The sequence below is a fragment of the Rhizobium favelukesii genome (assembly GCF_000577275.2).
In the GTDB taxonomy this organism is placed as follows: Bacteria; Pseudomonadota; Alphaproteobacteria; order Rhizobiales; family Rhizobiaceae; genus Rhizobium; species Rhizobium favelukesii.
In genome coordinates this window covers 4,148,979-4,168,230 of sequence record NZ_HG916852.1, presented here as the reverse complement: position 1 = coordinate 4,168,230, position 19,252 = coordinate 4,148,979, and the positions used below count along the sequence as shown (strand labels likewise).

Here is a 19,252-nt window from a genome sequence, read left to right as displayed (position 1 = left end):
TCCTGATTCCGAGCGGAACTGTGTCACCTCGTCCCGTCGCGCGCAAGGTCGGTCAACAGACCCGCGGCGACAGTGATCCGGGCAAGATTCGGATCGCCGCTCTCGCTCAACCCGGATAGTTCTTCTGCAATCCGGTTGATCCTGACGCGATCGCCGGCATGCCAAGCCTGGACCGGAAGCTTGTCCTTCCCATGGTTGGCAAGTGCCGAAATGACGATATCACGTCTCGCACTGGCGATCTGGTCGATACTGCGTGCCAGCGCCAGGTTCTCGTAATGGTCGGCTGTGATGATCCGCGATCCGGCGGCGAGCAACCGTCCGATCCGGAAGGTCTGGGAGACGGCAAAATAGCTTTCCGCGGCGCGAGCCAGCGGTTCGCCCGTGCGTTCGGCGATCTGCATGATCTCGGGCACGAGCGCAAAGCCGAGCAGCCCTGAGATCTCGGCGGCCAGCTTATCGGGCACGCCGGCGTCGCGATATTCCTGCTGGCGCGCCTCGAGCTCTGGCACCGTCTGGTTGGCGAAAATCGGCTTGAGCTTCTTCAGGGCAGTCTGAAGTCCTTCGATCGTTGCGGCCATATCGCCCTTGGCCATCTGTGTCTTCAGAAGGAGGCGCGTCAGCAGCGTGAACGTGTGGCTGATTTCCTCGTAGATGCGGTTCTGCATCTGGCCGCCAATCTTGCCGTCCAATGCATCCGTTTCCGTCCAAAGCCGTCCGAGATCAAAGCCGTCACGGGCGATGATTGCCGCCCGAACGACCTCAGGCGCGGATGCCGCTGTGGCATCCATCATGCTGACGGCGAAGCCGGGGCCACCTCGGTTGATGGCCTCGTTGGCGAGCACGGTCGCAATGATCTCGCGTTTCAGACGATGGGCGTCGATGTCAGACGCGTTCGTCTTCCGCATCTTTGCGGGGAAGTAGTTCGAAAGCGTCGCAGCGAAATAGGGATCGTCAGGCAAATCGCTGGCTGCCAGGGCATCGAACAACACGATCTTGGCATAGGAAAGTAGAACGCCGATCTCGGGTCGGGTCAGTGGCTTGCCTGCCGCATAGCGCTCGGCAAGGACCGTATCGTCGGGTAGCGTCTCCACCTTGCGGTTCAATTGCTTGGCGCCTTCGAACACCGTCATGAGCCGGGCAAGTTCCAGCCCGTTGGCTGTGCCCTTGCGCTCAATCAGCGAAATCGCCAGAGACTGCAAATAGTTGTTCCTGAGCACAAGCTTTCCGACTTCCTCCGTCATCGATGACAGCAGCTGGTCGCGCTTTGCCCGCGTGAGACGATTATCGTGCATCGCAGCGGCAAGCGCGATCTTGATGTTGACCTCGACGTCTGACGTGTTGACGCCGGCTGAATTGTCAATCGCGTCGGAATTGCAGCGCCCGCCCCTCAGTCCGTAGGCGATACGGCCTTTCTGCGTGACACCAAGATTTGCGCCCTCGCCGATCACCTTGGCGCGCACGTCTTCCGCCGCTACCCGAATGGGGTCATTGGCACGGTCGCCGACCTCGGCGTCTGTTTCTGACGGCGCTTTGACGTAAGTGCCGATACCGCCGAACCAGAGCAGATCGACCGGGCTCTTCAAAATGGCCGTGATGATCTCGAACGGCGTTGCCACGGCCCTGTCGATGCCGATCGCAGCCACCGCTTCGGGCGTCAGTGTGACGGACTTTGCCGATCGCGAAATGATCATGGCGCCCTTCGAAAGGACACCCTTGTCGAAATCCTGCCAGCTCGACCGCGCCAGATTGAAAAGCCGCTGCCGTTCGGCAAGGGCCTTTTCCATGTCCGGATCGGGATCGATGAAGATGTCGCGGTGGTCGAAAGCGGCGACCAACCGGATTTTTGGCGACAACAGCATGCCGTTGCCAAACACGTCGCCGGACATGTCACCGACGCCTGCAACCGTAAACGGCGTGGTCTGGATGTCGATGTCCATTTCACGGAAATGTCGCTTCACCGTTTCCCAGGCGCCGCGTGCAGTAATGCCCATCTTCTTGTGGTCGTACCCAGCCGAGCCGCCTGACGCGAAGGCATCGTCAAGCCAGAAGCCAGCTTCCTGCGCGAGAGCGTTGGCGGTATCCGAGAAGGTTGCGGTCCCCTTGTCGGCTGCCACGACAAAATAGGGGTCGTCGCCGTCGAGCCTTACCGTGTCCTTCGGCGGCACGATATCGGCGCCACTGATGTTGTCGGTGATCGACAGCAGCGTGCGAATATAGGTCTTGTAAGCTTCGCGACCGGCGTTGAAGATCTCGTCGCGGCTGCCGCCGACCGGGAGCTTCTTCGGATAGAAGCCACCTTTCGCGCCAACCGGCACGATGACCGCGTTTTTGACCTGTTGCGCTTTCACAAGCCCCAGCACTTCGGTTCGATAGTCTTCAGCACGGTCGGACCAACGCAGGCCGCCACGCGCCACCTTGCCGAAGCGCAGGTGTACGCCTTCGACTTCGACGCCATAGACGAACATCTCGCGGAACGGCCGTGGTTCGGGCAATCCGTCGACCAGATGCGGGTCAAGCTTGAAAGCCAGCATCGCCTTCGGTGAGCCGTCTTGATTGCGCTGGAAGTAGTTGGTCCTCAGTGTCGCGTCCACGACGTTGACGTAGCGGCGCAGGATTCGATCGTCATCAAGGCTCGGAACGTCGGAAAGCGCCGCCTCTATCTTTTCATGCTGTTCGCTCACCTTCTTCATCCGCGTCTTGTCGGTGATCTTGGGATCGAGCGTGTCGTGGAATAGCCGGAAGGCCATCGCCGCGATTGCCGGATATTTGTCAAGCGTCGTTGCGATATAGTCCAGCGAGTAAGGAATACCCGCTTGGCGCAGATAACGTGCGTAGGCGCGAAGCACGCTGGTTTCGCGCGCGGTCAGTCCCGCCGAGACGATCAGCCGGTTGAAGTTGTCATTGTCGATGACTCCGCTGAAAGCTGCGAGGAAGGCTTCCTCCAACGTCGCTCCATGTCGGTGGAGGTCGATTTCAATGCCGCCTCGAGCTTCGAGCTCCATGTCATGCAGCACGACCAGCTTCTCCGAGCCGCCGGGCAGGGTCACATCGATATCGAAGGTTCCTTCGCTGATGACGTTGAAACCCAGATTCTCAAGCAATGGGACGCGGCGGGACAAGGCGAGTTGGCCACCAGAGTGAAAGATCTTCAGGCACAGCAGTTCAACGCCGTCCTTCTGTCGCGTGTAAAAAGTGATACGGATCGGTTCTCCGGCTGCGCATGCAGCAATGTCCCCCAGATCGCCAAAGGTCTCTTCCGGCGTGAAGAGATCCTGAAAAGCGTGACTGACCTGCAGGCGTGGCGCCTTCGGCCCGGCAAGGGTTTCGAAGCGATCATCCCAGCGTGCGGTGATGGCGCGAATAGCTTCCTCTAGCTTTGCCTGTGGCACGCGTGGCGTCTTGCCCCAGGACCGGCCAATGATGAAGTGGACGCGGGCAACGCCGCCTTCAGGAAAGGCCGGGTAGTAAGCCGAGACACGGCCATCATAGACGGTCTTCAGATAGGCTCCGATCTTCTCACGCACGATCGAATCGTACTCTTCGCGCGGCACGTAAACGATCACTGAAACGAAACGGTCGAAATGATCGATGCGGGGCAGGACGCGGACTCGCGGCCGGTCGGCGAGATCGTTGATCTGCTCAGCGAACCCGGCCAGGAGCATCGTGTCGATCTGGAAGAGGTCGTCGCGCGGATAGGATTCCAGCGTGTTGTCCAGCATACGGCCCGAGTGGCTCATCGGGTCGAAGCCGAAGTGTTCCTTCACCCGCTCGATTTTGGAGCGGAGCAGCGGGATATCGCTGGCGAGGGATGTGTAGGCGGTCGAGGTGAAGAGGCCGACAATGCGCAACTCGCCGGTCACATTCCCGTCGGCGTCAAAGCGCTTGACCCCGACATAGTCCATATAGGCGCGGCGATGGACGATCGACTTCACGTTGGCTTTGGTAACGATCAGGAAATCCGGGCCATCCAGGAATGCCAGGATTTCCGGTGTTGTCGTAACAGCGTCCTTGCCGGTGCGCAAAACAAGCACGTCGGGGTTCGAGAGAATGCCGAGACCGGTGCCCTTGTCCCGCTCCACCTTCGCGCTGGCGCCTTTTCCGGAGTAGACATATTCTCGCATCCCGAGGAACGTGAAGTTTGCATCGCGTAGCCACGTCAGAAAGGCAAGCGCTTCATCCCGTTCCGCCTTCCTACGGCTGGATTTGTAAGCGGAAAGCTCATCGATCACCGTTCCGAGCCTCTCCAGCATAGGCCTCCAGTCGGACACCGTCACGCGCACCTGCTCGACCACGGTCTTCACCCGCTTGATGAGGTCGGCGGCCTGGGCCGCCGTCAGAGGCGCAAGGTGCAGCTGGATATGGCTGACGCGATTGACCGGCTCGCTCGGGAGATCAGCGGAGTAAAGTTCCGGCGCTTTGCCTTCCTCCAGCACTAGGATCGGGTGCACGGCCATATAGAGGTCGCGATAGCTGCTGGTGACCTCGCCCATCACCGATTCATACAGGAACGGCATGTTGTGGTCGGTGACCGAGAGAATGGAAACGGCAACGCCGTCGGGCTCCACATCGGCGATGGTATCGATGGTGATGCGCGCCGAATTGCCCGCCCAGGCTGCTAATTCCTTTGCCGAATGCACGGCAGAAAGCGCCAGCATTTCCGGTGTGTAGTGTTCCAGATCGTCGCCGCTCGCGCGGCCGAACAAAAACTCGGGATCGAGAGAGGTTTCCCCGGTTGCCGCCGCGATTTTGGTCGCGCTTTCGAGCTGTTTTTCTCGTTTCGGATTGTTTCGACCAGCCATCGCAGATACTCCCTCATCTCCTCGATTTAGCGCAAAGTAACAGAAGATTTGACGAAAGAATCTCTAAAAGAGCGCAATACGAGGCAGCTTTCATGCGTTTTTGACCACCCGAACGCAAATTTTCGAAAGATTTTGCTTCGTCGTAGACATATGGAATTTCTCGGAGCCGACGTTTTCATGCCTGTGTGAAGAGCAGTTGACAGTGAAGCCGCAAAAAGGAGATCAACGTTCATCGAAAGCCGAGTGGAGCATCATGTCGGAAAACGCCGCAGGAACTGTCATCGTTATCTCCAGCCACGTTGTCCGTGGTTCCGTCGGAAATCGTGCGGCGGTCTTTGCACTAGAGACTCTAGGCCATCAGGTCTGGGCACTGCCGACGATCGTGCTTCCGTGGCACCCCGGTCACGGCCCGTCGACAAGGCTCACATTTGCGGAAGCCGATTTTGATGCGGCGATCGACGATCTCATCCGCGCGCCCTGGATCGGCGAAGTGAAGGCTGTTCTCTCGGGGTATTTCGGCAATGCCGCGCAGGCGCGCTCGGTTGCCCGCCTGGTGACGGCTTTGCGGGAGCGGAAGCCGGAGCTGCTGTATGTTTGTGATCCGGTCATGGGGGATCTGGGCGGTCTCTACGTGCCGCAGCCAACGGCCGAGGCAATCAGGGATCATCTGATACCGCTCGCTTCGCTTGCAACGCCCAATCGATATGAACTCGCCTGGCTCGCCGGTGCTCCGCTGGAGGACAATACAGCGATCATGGATGCTGCCCTATCGCTGGGACCGTCCCGCATGCTGGTGACCTCCGCCGTGCCCATGATGGCTGGCGGCACAGGGAATCTCTATCTCTCGGGGCGCCATGCGCTGCTGGCGGAACATCGCCTTATCGACAAGCCGCCGAATGGCCTTGGTGATCTTCTCGCGGCGCTGTTTCTATCGCGGCTCCTGTCCGGCATGGAGGATGAGAAGGCGCTTCAGCTTGCAACGGCGAGCGTCTACGAGGTGCTCGCTCGCGCCGTGAAGCGGGGCAGTGATGAATTGACACTGGCAAGCGACTCGTCGAGCCTGGCAACGCCGATGGCGATGGTCCAGATGCGACGCTTGTTGCACCCGGCACAAAGGCGCAAGGGGTAACGGTCACGCACCCGCATTTCATATCTTGCAGTGCGATATTGATCTTGGGGGGCGTAGGCTGTAATCGAAGATCATGCAGCGTTTTCCAAGCACCCTTCTGGACGGTTATCGCAACTTTATGAACGGGCGTTATGCGGACGCCCGCGATCGCTATAGGACACTGGCAGAGCACGGCCAGAACCCAAGTACGCTGGTGGTCGCCTGTTCGGACTCGCGCGCTGCCCCCGAACTGATTTTCGACGCAGGCCCCGGTGAACTTTTCGTCATTCGGAATGTTGCCAACATGGTGCCGCCCTATCAGCCGGATGGCCATTTCCACGCGACGTCGGCAGCGCTGGAATTCGCAGTCCAGGTGCTGAAGGTTACCGATATCGTCGTCATGGGTCATGGCCGTTGCGGGGGTATTCGGGCGGCGCTGGACCCGAATGCTGAGCCCCTGTCGCCGGGTGACTTTATCGGACGCTGGATGTCGCTGGTCAGGCCTGCGGCTGAGCAGATCGGCGCCAATGATGTCATGACTCTCGCCGAGCGCCAAACCGCCCTCGAGCGCGTGTCGATCCGCAATTCGATCGAGAATCTCAGGACGTTTCCGGACATCAAGGCCTTGGAAGACGCCGGCAAGATAGCGCTTCACGGTGCCTGGTTTGACATTTCGACCGGAGAGCTGTGGGTTATGGACGCTGAAACCCGTGACTTCATTCGCCCTGACGTCTAGGCGAAAATAAAAAGCGCCGAACTTCGGTTCGGCGCTCTTGGCGTACGTTGAACTCTTCTCAGTTGCCGTCGATCTGCTGGCCTATGTAGGCGATTGCCTGCTGGTAGACCGTCGCCGCGTTCCAGCCGGCAATGGCTGCGAAGTTGGACTCGCCTGGCTGATAGCCGGCACCAGCCTGCCAACCATGGCCTTTCAGGAAGTTGGCAGTTGAGGCAAGCGCGTCAGCGCGTGAGCCAACCATATCGACGCGGCCGTCGCCATCGCCATCGGCCCCGAAGCGCACGACATTGCGCGGCAGGAACTGCGTCTGTCCGATCTCGCCGTGGGCTGCGCCGCGCGCCTGCGGGCTGAGGTAACCCTCCGAGACGAGTTGCAGCGCTGCGTAAAGCTGGTCGGTGAAGTAATCAGAGCGCCGGCAATCATAAGCGAGCGTCGACACGGCCGACAGCGTGTGCTGGTTGCCCATGTAGCTGCCGAATCCAGTCTCCATGCCCCAAATCGCGATCAGCGGGCCGGCTGGAACACCAAAGCGGCGCTCGATCGATGCAAAGAGGGCTGCATTGGAGCGCTTCATCCCCTTGCCGCGTGAAATGATTGTCGCGCCGCCACGCTTCTGCATGAAGGCATCGAAGGAAAGCTTGAAGCTCTTCTGGCCGCGGTCGGCGGCAATTGTGGGTCTGTTGTAGGCGACGTTCGCGAAGGCGCGATCAAGAGTTTTGGGGCTGATACCCTGTGCCGCAGCCTCTTGTTTGAACTCGCCAACCCACTCATCGAAGCCGGCACCGTTGTTGCCGCACTGGGCGGCCTTGGCGGCTGCAGGAACTGCGTGGAGAATGCAGGCGGCCGCAGCTACCAGCAATAATTTTGTCATGCGCATGGAGATACCCCGATCCCGATCTGACTAGCCTTCAAACCGGGCCAGCGGCCCGCTTTCGGCAATATTGTCACCATCTTTGTATTGGCAAGCGCGGGAAGCCAAAAACAGCAAACCCGCGCCAAGCAAGCCCTATCTTAATAAGCGGGACTTAACAAATCACAGTTAACAGTTGGTTAGGCCGCCTTCTTGCGCGGCTTCACAAGTCCGCGATTGATAAGCAGCTCGGCGATCTGTATCGCATTAAGAGCAGCCCCCTTGCGGAGGTTGTCGGAAACCACCCAAATATTCAGGCCGTTCTCGACCGTCGCGTCCTCGCGGATGCGCGAGATATAGGTCGCGTCTTCGCCGGCAGACTCGTACGGCGTGATGTAACCGCCGTTCTCTCGCTTATCGATGACGAGGCAGCCGGGAGCTTCGCGCAGGATGTCGCGAGCCTGATCGGCGGTGATCTCGTTCTCGAATTCGATGTTGACCGATTCAGAGTGGCCGATGAAGACCGGAACGCGAACTGCCGTGCAGGTCACCTTGATCTTGGGATCGAGCATCTTCTTGGTCTCGGCGAGAACCTTCCACTCTTCCTTCGTGTAACCGTCTTCCATGAAGCTGTCGATGTGGGGGATGACGTTGAAGGCAATGCGCTTCGTGAACTTCTTGTTCTCGATCGGATCCGCGACGAAGACGGCGCGCGTTTGGTTGAACAGCTCGTCCATGCCGTCCTTGCCGGCGCCGGAAACGGACTGATAGGTCGAAACGACCACGCGCTTGATCTTGGCGAAGTCGTGCAGCGGCTTGAGCGCCACGACGAGCTGTGCAGTCGAGCAGTTCGGGTTGGCAATGATGTTGCGCTTGTTGAATTGGGCAATTGCGTCCGGGTTGACTTCCGGAACGATCAGCGGCACGTCCGCGTCGTAGCGCCATGCCGACGAGTTGTCGATGACGACGCAGCCTTGGGCGCCAATCTTGGGCGACCACTTCTTGGAAACCTCGCCGCCGGCCGACATCAGGCAGATGTCGGTATCGGAGAAGTCGTAATTTTCAAGGTTGGAGACCTTCAGCGTCTTGTCGCCGTAGGAAACTTCAGTGCCCTGCGAACGCGCAGACGCAAGCGCTACGACTTCGTCGGCAGGGAAACCGCGCTCGGAGAGGATGTTGAGCATTTCCCGGCCAACATTTCCGGTCGCTCCCGCAACTGCAACTTTAAAACCCATTTCTCAAGCTCTCTTTCTCTTCTCTCCTCTTATCCGGTGAGGGGGAAGCGCGAAAACATCGCGGCTTCCTTGTCCCCAGCCGGGCCGGGGAGAGAGCGGCAGGCCAGAGACGTCAGACGGTTTTCGTCGTCGTTTTGGCCTTGGTTTTGGAAGAAACCGGAACGGCAGTACCCATCCCGGCATTTTGTGCCAGGTCATTGCATGCAGCAATGGCGTGTTCGTCGCGAACCATGGATATCCCTTTTCCGCCGTTGCTCTTAAAAGGTTTTCCACAGGAGTCAAGGTTTTTGCGATCAGATGCGGCAGCGTGGCGGCCGATGGTCGGTCTTCCAGCAGCCCTCATGCCGCCGGCGTCTAGCGCCGATCCCGCCAACGATCGACGCGCACGGGAACCGGAATCATGCTTCGATCGGGCAATCTCCTATGGTCCCCCATCTCAAGCCTGCGCTTGCGCTCAAGATGGTAGGCGTAGGCGAACTGGATGGCGATGCCGATGACCACGAAGACTGGCCCGGCGATCTGATCGTGATTGTTGATGTAGAGCACGACCTGACCAACCATCGCCAGAATGGTGCCGGCGACGAAGATGCTCAGCGAATGGCGACCGAGGACGGTCAGCGGATTGTCCGTGGACCGTTGAAGCAGGCGTGAGATCGCCGGAATGTTGATGACGAGATAGGTCAACGCCAAAACGTGCAGCAGCCTCGGTAACGACAGGAACGTCTTGTCGAAGCCCGTCAGTACGGGCGGCAGCCCGAGCGACGTCAGTGCGATTCCGAAGCTCCAGAGCTGACCGACAACCCAGGCAAAGGACAACACGATATAGGCGGCCGCGAGCGCAAAAAGAATTGGGTGCTGCGGCAGTTTGCCGCCGCGGCGCACATGCATCATTCCGACGATGCCGATCGTAAAGAGGAACTGCCAGGACAACGGATTGAGGAACCAGTAGCCTTCGATCAACATGTTATGCGGAGCAATCTCGTAAACGCCGGCAAACAGCCAGACAGTGCCCGAAACGGCGAGGGCAAGGAGGGGGCTTGCCGCATTGAGCAGAAGGATGATCGGGACCATCAACATCAACGCGCCATACATCGGCAGAATGTTGTTGTAACCGATCTGATGCCCGAGTAGCAGCAACGAGGGGATCCCGGCCTTCAAATTGGTGAGGACTGCAAGGATGTTGATCTCACACAAAAGCCCGGGCCGATGGAAGATCCATGCGCCGGTGAGAAATAGGGCGAGCGTCATGAATGTCGTGATCATGTGAGCCAGGTAAAGCGTGAATGCTCGCTTCGTGGCTTTTGTTGCCGTCTGCAGCCACGCCCCTGGCTGAAAGCGCGATCCGTAGGCCAGACCGACGGCAATGCCGGAGATCAGGACGAAGCCTTCGGCCGCATCCGAGAAGCCGAAATTCTTGGTTGTGAGGTTCTCGAAAATCTGACCGGGAACATGATTGATGAAAATCGTGATGAGCGCGAGTCCGCGCAGAACGTCCAATCGTGTGTCACGTTTCGGCGTCGCTATCGTCACAGAACTTTGCTTGGCGCTGATCGTTCCTTCGAGCGCTATTGCCATGGACTTCTCCTGCTTTCCGATTTTGCAAACGCAGTTGCGGCCAAAAGGGTTCCCTTTTGGCCGCAACGAATCGCCGGATGATTAGCGTGGAAAAATGCTGTTATCCGACCGGATATCCCTCGTCGGGATCGGTGACTTCGCGTCCGTTGATGGTGACACCGTAACCTTTAGGATGGGACGATTTTGAGACCGAAATGAGATATTTAGCACCCGCATGCTCGATCTCGGCAGAGAAGCCGTCCCATGTGCTCGGCAGTGCCGGACGCACGTACAAGCAACCGTCCTTTACCCGGATGCCAAGGATGCCCTCGGTCACCGCCCGGTAGAGCCACCCGGCCGAGCCCGTGTACCACGTCCAGCCGCCGCGCCCGGTGAGCGTGCCCTCGCCGTAGACATCAGCTGCGATGATGTAGGGTTCGACGCGATAGCGCTCCGCCGAAACCGGGTCACGCGCATGGCTGATCGGATTGAGCAGTTCGAAACAACGCAGAGCGTCATCGCCGCGGCCAAGCTCGGCCAGCGCCATGACGACCCAGGTCGCGGCATGGGTGTACTGACCACCGTTTTCGCGAACACCTGGCGGGTAGGCCTTGATGTAGCCCGGATCCTTAGCCGAGTTAGCAAAGGGCGGGGTAAAGAGGCGGATGATCCGCGCTTCGGGATCGACCAACTTATCCAAGACCGAGTTCATCGCCTTCGCAGCATGCGCCGGATCTCCTTCGCCGGATAGCACACTCCAGGACTGGGCGATCGAGTCGATCTGGCATTCGAGGCTTTCCTTCGAACCAAGCAAGCTGCCGTCGTCAAACGTACCACGCCTGTAGTAGGCGCCATCCCAAGCTGCAGTTTCAAGCGCAGCCTTAAGCTCTGCCAGGTGCTTGGTCCACTGCTCGACACGTGCCGTGTCGCCCCGCTCCCGCGCATAGGCGGTAAACGAGCGCAGCGCGCCCGCAAGGAACCAGCCGAGCCAGACGCTCGTTCCCTGGCCGCCGATGCCGACGCGGTTCATGCCATCGTTCCAGTCGCCGCCAAGGAATAACGGCAGCCCGTTCTTTCCCTTCCGGGCGATCGCGAGATCAAGCGCGATGGCGGCGTGTTCGTAGACGCTCGCCGTGTCGTCGGAGACCTCAGGCAGATAGAAGGAATCGTGCTGGCCCTCGAGGAGCGCCGGCCCTTCCAGGAAGGCGAGCTGCTCGTCGAGGACGCTCTTGTCGCTCGTAACGCTGCAGTAGTGATGGATCGCGTAGGCGAGCCAAACAACATCGTCCGAGATCATTGTCCGGACGCCGGCGCCAGTACCGGGCAGCCACCAGTGCTGAACGTCACCTTCACGGAACTGACGCGAGGCGGCGTTCAGGATCTGCTTGCGGGCAATCGACGGCTCATGGATGACGAATGCCAATGTATCCTGCAACTGGTCGCGGAAGCCGAAGGCACCGCTCGCCTGATAGAAGGCCGTACGCGCCATGATACGGCAGCCAAGGCTCTGGTAGGGCAGCCACGTATTGATCAGATTGTTCATGCTCTGATCGGGCGTGAAAACCTGCAGCTTCCCAGTGAAACCCTGCCAGAAGGCACGGTTTGCCTGGACAACGTCCTCGAAGGCGATCTTGCGGATATCGCTGATCAACGCCCTCGCCTCGGCCTTCGTCTCGGTCTCGCCGAGGAAGAAGCAGACATCCCGCTCCTCGTCCGGTCCGATCTCGATATCGATCGCCAGAACCGCTGCCGGGTCGCCGTCGAGTTCGGTCGTGCCGGAAAGGTTGGCCACCGAACTCAGTGCATGCGGTGTCTGGATCGTACCTGTTTTGCCGATAAATTCTCGACGGCTGGCGGTAAAGCTCGATGGCTTCTCGCTGGCCACAAAGAAAGTCACGCGACCGGAATAATCGATGCTGTAGTTGTTGCTCGCCAGCAGCGCGCCCGTCTCCTCGTCGTGCTCAGAGAGGATGAACGGTGCAGACTTCTGCGCGTTGTTGCCCAGAACCCACTCGACGTAGCCGTAGAGCCGCAGCTTTCTTGGTCTGGAGCCGGTATTGCGTAGCCGGATCCGCTGCAGCTTGACCGGTTTCTCGCGATCGACGGTTTGCGTGACCTCAAGCGCGATTTCGTTCTGGACGCTGGAGAATACGGAATAGCCCAGACCATGTCGTGCTTCGAAGCGAATATCCTGACGCTCCGAGAGGCTCGCGAACGGGGTCAACACCGCGCCGCTCTCGCGATCGACGACGTAAATCGCTTCACCTGGGCGGTTGATGACCGCGTCATTCGACCACGAGGTCAGCTGATAATCGCGCGAGTTTACGCTCCACGTGAAACCCGCTCCTTCCGCAGACACGTGGAAGCCGAATTTCTCATTCGAGATCACATTGATCCACGGATGAGGCGTCGCGTGACCCCCGGGAAGGCGCACGACATATTCGCGACCGTCGACGGCAAAACCGCCGATGCCGTTCCAGAAATTAAGGTCGCCTTCCTCCTCGATCACCACCTTTGACGGCGATGAGGCGGGTGCCGCGGCGACCAGCTTGACAGGCGTCTTTGCCCGGTCGGCGCGTTCCAGTTCCTGCTGCTCTTCCTTGCTTGGGGAAAAGAGCGCGACGGCGCGATTGATCTGATCGATAATCTTGCCGTTCTTGGCGTGGAAGGTCACGCGCGAGGCGGAGATGAGGGCGTGATATGTCGACTCTTCCATCAGATCCTTGCGGACCGTAAAAATGTGCTGACGCAAGCCATCGGCCTGACCCATACGGCGAACGTTTTCTGCCATCTGGTCGACGGCGTGCTGCATGTCCTGCGCATAGGATGAGGCGCGCTCGTTCATGATGACCAGATCGGCGGTGACGCCACGCGAGCGAAGGTATTCCTGCGCAAGCAATGCCTCTCTGACAATGTCGAGATCCATGTCATCATTGACGCGCAGGGTGAAGATCGGGAAATCCCCCGAAATTGCCAGCGGCCAAAGCGACGACTGCGACTGCATGCCGGCGGCGACTGCGGCCGCATCGGCGCGCAGATACATATCCGGATAAACCAGGTGGCGGCCGAGATGCTGGAAGGCTACCGCCTGCTGCGACGTGACGCCGACATGGCGCATCTGCACCTGCGTGCGGGTCCATGCCTGGACGAGCTCGTGGTTGAAGGCGTCCGCGTGGCGATACCGATCAACGGCCTGGTCCACCTCATTGCGGCTCGGGGCAGCGACAGTCCAGAAGATGACGCTGACTTTCTTGCCGGGCGGCACGCGGACCGTGCGGCGAAGGGAGAGAACCGGGTCGAGAACGAAGCCGTCGGTGCCGGAAAGGGTCGCGCCAGGGTCGAAAACGGCAGCATTCGAGAGGGTGCGTCCCCGTCCGAGGAACTTGCGGCGGTCGGTCTCGAACTCGGTGTGGCGCGAAGAACCGGAGTTGTCGACGATAAGGTGAGCAACGGCCATGTTCGGCTCGTTCGGATCGCGCTTGTTGCGCTCGACGCGGATGACGTCACCGCGTTTGCCGATTTCCGTCTTGACGAACATCCGGGCAAACGCCGGGTGTGCGTTGTCGACATCGTCCGTCGCCAGAACCGGTTCGAGATACGAGGTCACCTCGATGAAGCGATCCTCCGTTCCGCTGTTGACGAGCGTCAGGCGTCGGCCTTCGGCGTCGTGCTCAGTGGCGACGATGCACTCGACCTCACTGGTAAGGTCACCGACGGTCTTGGTGAACTCCGCCTTTTCGTCGGCAAGGAGAACCCTGACCTGCTCGCCTTCGACGCTCTTTGGCTCCGCGGTCGCCGACCACCATTCGTTGGTTGCGGTATCGCGCAGGAAGATGAAGCTACCCCAGCGATCCTCGGTTGGATCGGCTTTCCAACGGGAGACCGACTGGCCGTTCCACCTGGAATAGCCGGCGCCGGTTGCAGTCAGCATCAGCGAGTAGTGGCCGTTCGAGAGGAAGACCAGCTCGCGGTCGCGCGATGCCGGATCATAGATCTTGCGCAGTTCAGGACGCAACAGGTCGTCCTGGATGCTGGCTGGCGTATCGGACTCGTGCTTGCCACTCATGACCGGAATATCCCGCGGTGCCTTCTCCTGGAGAAGGAGCTCGGCAGCCTCGATCACCGGATCCGAGTGGAAGAGTTCGCGCAAGTGGCCGTTGAAGGCCACGTTCGCGACGGCCGCGATCGACATGCCGTGATGGTGAGCATAGTAGTTGTAGACGACCGCGCAAGTCTTACCTTCGGGCACGCGGGTCGGCGTAAAATCGACGGCGTCGTGGAAGCCGAACTTACCGAGCGCGCCGAGCTTGCGCAGGCGCTGAAGGTTCTCAAGTGCCGCGTCAGGATCGTACTGGCTGGCGAGGATCGAAGCATAGGGCGCGATAACCGCGTTGTGGCCAAGGCCACGCTTCAGGCCGAGCGATGGTACGCCGAAGTTCGTGTACTGGTAGTTCAGGTTGTGGTCGCGCGCATTGAACGCCGCTTCCGAAATACCCCACGGAATTCCCAGCTTGCGAGCATGGTTCATTTGCTCGACCACGACCAGATTGTTGGTCTGGTTGAGGATGCCTCCGCCGCGCTCCTGCATGACGAGCGGCGGCATGAGGTACTCGAACATCGAGCCGGACCAGGAGACGAGTGCACCGCGCGAGCCAACCGGAACGACCTGGCGGCCGAGTCGGTACCAATGCTCTGTCGGCAAGTCGCCCTTGGCGATGCCGAACAGGCTGGTGAGGCGGCATTCCGACGCCAGTAGGTCATAACACGCCTGATCGAGTTCGCCGCTTTCCACCCGGTAGCCGATGGAGAGCAGGCGCCGCTCGGGTCGGAACAGGAAACCAAAGTCCATCGAGAAGGCGAGGTCGCGTGCCTTGTCGCGCAAGGCAGTCAGACGTGGACGCAACGCGTCGATGTTGGATAGATCAAAAGTGCTGTCGGAGATGTGGGCTTCGCAGATCTTGACCAGAGACTCCGCCCAGCGCGTGACTTCGACGCTCAAAGCAGACTTTACTTCGTGGTCGAGGTTGGCAGCGAGCTTCTGAATATCACGCGCCAGTACGGCGAGGTTGATGATGCGAATGGATGCGAACTCGTGCTCGCGCTTGACTGCGGCCAGCGCGTTCTGGAAGCCGATGATTCGTTCCTCCAGGCGACGGCGCAGCGGGCGAACCGTCTTGCGATCGTCCGGCAGCTCGGACAGCACTTCTGCAAGGATGCCGGCAGTATCGCCGACGCCGTCGAGGTTGCCCTGCATATGAGCTGACGGCGCTTCCGCCCAGTCGCGGCAGGCGGACGAGATCGCGATGAGGTGGCCAGCAAGGTTGCCGCTATCGACTGCGGAAACATAGCGCGGTCCAAGCGTCTCGAGCGTATCGGTGTGATACCAGTTGAACAGGTGCCCGCGGAACTTCTCCATCCTGTCGATCGTTGCGATCGTCTGTTCGAGCCGCTCGATGGTTTCCTCGAAGGAGAACCATCCGAAATGGCGGCCGGAGACGACGGATAGCAGGTAGACGCCGATATTGGTCGGAGACGTGCGCGTCGCCACGATCACATGCGGCGTTTCCTGAACATTGTCCGGCGGCAGGTAGTTCTGTTCGGCGGTCGTGAACGTCTCGAAATATCGCCACGTGCGGCGGGCAATCTTGCGGAGTTCGCTGGAAACGGAATCGGCGACCTCAAGCCGGTCTTCGGTCTCGGCAGACTGGCTGACATAGTAGGCGACCAGTGGCGACAGGAACCAGAGAAGGGCGAAAGGAACGCCGACGAGATAGGCGTTGTCGCCGGAAAGTGCGGCAAAGCCGAGCGCGAGAAGGGCCAGCACCGGGGCGTGCCACATTGCCTTGTAGTAAGACCGGATCGTTCCCTGCTTGCCGGCCTGGACACTGGCTGCCGTTCGCCACTGCAGCATCAGCTTGTGGCTGAAAAGCAGGCGATAGAGCGAGCGACCGATGGCATCGGCCATCATGCAAGCGGAATCGGCGATGAAGACGATCCGCAGGGCCACTTGGGCATTGGCCGCGCGAATGTCGGACCAAACGGTGTAAAGGTGAGCCCTCGCGACGATATCGCTGGTGCGGGGAATGATGCCGTGGATAAGCGAGAGCGTGGGAGCGACGAAGAGGCAGAAAATCAAGAGGATCTGCCAGACGAGTGCGCCGAGTGGGCTCATGAAATACCAGCCGAGCACCGAGGCGAAGAACCAGGCGATCGGTGTCAGCGAGCGGCGGAGATTGTCGAACATCTTCCAGCGGCCGAGCCCGGTCACGCCGTGCTTCGGATTGAACATGTACGGCAACAGCTGCCAGTCGCCACGCGCCCAACGATGCTGGCGCGAGGTTTCGACCTCGTAACGGATCGGGAAATCTTCGACGAGCTCCAGATCGGTGACCAGCGCGCAACGGGCCATCGAACCCTCGAGCAGGTCGTGGCTGAGCACCGAGTTTTCCTCGATGCGCCCCTTCAGCGACGCTTCGAAGGCATCGACATGATAAAGGCCCTTGCCGGTGAAAGTGCCCTCACCCGCCAGATCCTGATAGACGTCGGAGACGGTGAAGACGTACGGGTCGAGGCCGCGGTTGATCGAGAACACGCGCTGGAAGACCGAAGCGTCCTTGCCTGTTGTCAGGGATGGGGTAACGCGCGGCTGCAGCACGCCATAGCCGCTTTCGACGCGACCCGTAGCCGGATTGATGACCGGACGGTTGATCGGATGGTAGAGCTTGCCTGCGAGCTTCGTGACCGCATCACGCATAAGGCGTGTGTCGGCATCGAGCGTCATCACGTACTGAACGTTTGCCGGTACGATATTTGCACCCGGAAGGTAGGTCGTATCACGGTCGCCGCGAAGCAGCAGGTTCAATTCGTGCAGCTTGCCGCGCTTGCGTTCCCATCCCATCCAGGCACCTTCGGACGGATTGTAGAGCCGGCGGCGATGCAAGAGATAGAAACGCGTCTTGCCATCAAAGGCATAGCGCGCCGAGAGGTTTGCGACTTCGCGGCGAGCGTAGTCCAGAACCTCAAGATCGGCAGACGTTTCCTCGGCCTGGCTGTCCGGCCAGTCACTGAGCAGCGCGAAGTAGATTTCGCCGCGCGGGTTGGCGAGGTAGTGGACCTCGAGATTTCGGACCAGCTCATCGACGCTGTCACGGTTGGAGATAAGGCAGGGAACGACCAGAAGCGTGCGTGCTTCCTCCGGAATGCCTTCCTTGAATTCGTAGCCGACCAGTCGAGCCGGTATGACGAAGAACGACAGCACGGTGTTGAAGAGACCGGTCGCGCCTTCGGAGGCCAGAAGCGAGAACATGATCAGCAGGATCGCGATTTCCAGCGGTCCCATGCCTGCACTGGCCATGAACTTGCCGACGACCGCCATCGCGATGATCGTGAGCAGGATCACCGGAGCGGCGATCGACAGCCAATTGAATCGGCGAACGGCGCGGACAAAATGCTGCGTCGGCGTTGGGCGGTAGTTCGATCGCGCCTCGAGTTTTGGCCGTTGGGCACCGGTGAGAAAGCCACCGACGTTTGGTTCATTTGGCTGCGTCTCGCCGGAGGCCTTCGCCTCCTCAGTCATATCGAGCGCCAGTTGGGCAATTTCCATTTCCGACAGTGGCGAGCGCTTGGCCAGCTTTTCGATCTGCTTGCGGTATTTGTTGCGCGAGCCGGAATCAAGATCACCGTAGTCGGAATGGTCCCACAGCAGCTTGTCAACATGGCTCACCTGCTCGACCCAGACCGACCATTCGGTGTCGTCGATCTCGCGAAGACTGCGGATGATGTTGCCCATCGTGACATTGCCGGAGGACAGGCGGCTATGTTCCGCCATCGTCGCCTCTTCGGTGTCACGGCCGAGGGCTTCAAGACGCTCGTCCAGCCATGTGATCGCCACGCTGGACGCTTGCGAGCCGTCGCGCATGCGATAGAGGAACTGCGTCGCAAAGGTGTTGTCGTCGGCAAGAGACTCCAGCGACCTAAGATACTCGGCCGCCCTTCCCGGGTCCGTCAGCCGCACAAGCTCGTCTGCAGCCTCGTTGGCGCGTCGACGCAACCGACGGCTGCGCTCGACGCGGATCGAAATGCGACGCAGGTTTTCCACGAGCACATAGCGAACAAGCGACGGCAGTGCCCAGAGTTCACCGATCCTCAGCGTTTCGCTCTGCTGGAAGCCATCGACGAGGGCCGTCAGGCTTTGCTGCGAGATCGTGCTGTGGGTGTGGGCGACATAAAGCCACGCGAGCGCCAGCGTGCGCGGAATCTGCACACCGCTGATGTCGATCGTCGGCAGTTCCCGATAGAAGCGCCGCGGGAAGTCCCGACGGATTTCCTGGATCGCTTCCTCGACAATGTAGTGGTTGTCGAGCAGCCATTCCGCTGCGGGAGTGATCGTTTCACCCGATTCCACGTCCGTTGCCGTGGTGCGGTAGACCCGCAGGATTTCCTTCTCGTTTTCCTTATGCCGCGCGAAGAAATCGAAGGGCGCAAAAGCGGGCAGCAAGTCGACGCCGCGGGCGGCGACGGAGGCGCCTATTGCCTTGATATCCTCGATGGAAAGATACGTTGAGCGGATCGAGTCGTTATGATCGATCTGCTTCGTTTCGGACTCGCGGGACGGGCTCGGAGACGTGGCGGAAATTGACATGGGTTCGGTTCTGGATCCAAACAAAGTTATGATGATTTTGCGTAGCCTTTTGCACTGCCAAATATGACTGCCGCATGAACAGTGCCGAGGTTTCCTGATCCCGGACAGCAAGATCGAAGCGGTAATCAACCGACGATGCGAAACGGTTTAAACGCGACCTATGTGGGCGATGTGCGAACACGGCTCCGTTGCGCCCTCCACCCTTTCGGAGCCATTCCGGGAAAGTTGGACACCATTGCGATAATTCAAGTCAAGATGTTTCAAAGGATGCAATCGGGCACCGTGCGGATATTTCCTGCGGTCGAAAGGAAACCGGCGCTTGGGCAAGC

General features: G+C 59.8%; 8 protein-coding genes. 2 read left to right on the top strand and 6 right to left on the bottom strand.

Annotation, left to right across the window (positions count from 1 at the left end; all coding sequences use genetic code 11):
- Positions 1-23: 23 nt before the first annotated feature.
- Entirely contained in the window at positions 24-4,799 is a 4,776-nt protein-coding gene (locus LPU83_RS59055; protein WP_024313232.1) for an NAD-glutamate dehydrogenase, read from the bottom strand.
- Between the two features lie 253 nt (positions 4,800-5,052).
- Between LPU83_RS59055 and pdxY the strand changes: the two genes are divergently transcribed.
- Both pdxY and LPU83_RS59045 read left to right on the top strand, forming a co-directional pair.
- Positions 5,053-5,928, top strand: coding sequence for a pyridoxal kinase PdxY (gene pdxY, locus LPU83_RS59050; protein WP_024313233.1), 876 nt, complete (start codon positions 5,053-5,055; stop codon positions 5,926-5,928).
- A gap of 73 nt (positions 5,929-6,001) precedes the next feature.
- Positions 6,002-6,643: a carbonic anhydrase gene (locus LPU83_RS59045; RefSeq protein ID WP_024313234.1), complete on the top strand. Its 642-nt coding sequence runs from the start codon at positions 6,002-6,004 to the stop codon at positions 6,641-6,643.
- Positions 6,644-6,701: 58 nt separating this feature from the next.
- Here the strand turns inward: LPU83_RS59045 and LPU83_RS59040 are convergent, their stop codons facing one another.
- The 5 genes from LPU83_RS59040 to LPU83_RS59020 form a co-directional block, all read right to left on the bottom strand.
- Positions 6,702-7,520, bottom strand: coding sequence for a lytic murein transglycosylase (locus tag LPU83_RS59040; protein ID WP_024313235.1), 819 nt, complete (start codon positions 7,518-7,520; stop codon positions 6,702-6,704).
- A 173-nt stretch (positions 7,521-7,693) separates the two neighbouring features.
- Positions 7,694-8,728 (bottom strand): aspartate-semialdehyde dehydrogenase, encoded by a 1,035-nt coding sequence (locus tag LPU83_RS59035; RefSeq protein ID WP_024313236.1) that lies wholly within the window; start codon positions 8,726-8,728, stop codon positions 7,694-7,696.
- Positions 8,729-8,840: 112 nt separating this feature from the next.
- Positions 8,841-9,071, bottom strand: a complete 231-nt coding sequence (locus LPU83_RS73500; RefSeq protein ID WP_024313237.1) for a hypothetical protein — start codon at positions 9,069-9,071, stop codon at positions 8,841-8,843.
- 11 nt (positions 9,072-9,082) lie between these two features.
- Entirely contained in the window at positions 9,083-10,303 is a 1,221-nt protein-coding gene (locus LPU83_RS59025; RefSeq protein ID WP_024313238.1) for an OpgC family protein, read from the bottom strand.
- Between the two features lie 100 nt (positions 10,304-10,403).
- The gene (locus LPU83_RS59020; protein WP_024313239.1) at positions 10,404-18,923 is read right to left on the bottom strand and encodes a GH36-type glycosyl hydrolase domain-containing protein; all 8,520 of its coding nucleotides are present in this window, start codon (positions 18,921-18,923) and stop codon (positions 10,404-10,406) included.
- Between the last annotated feature and the right edge of the window lie 329 nt (positions 18,924-19,252).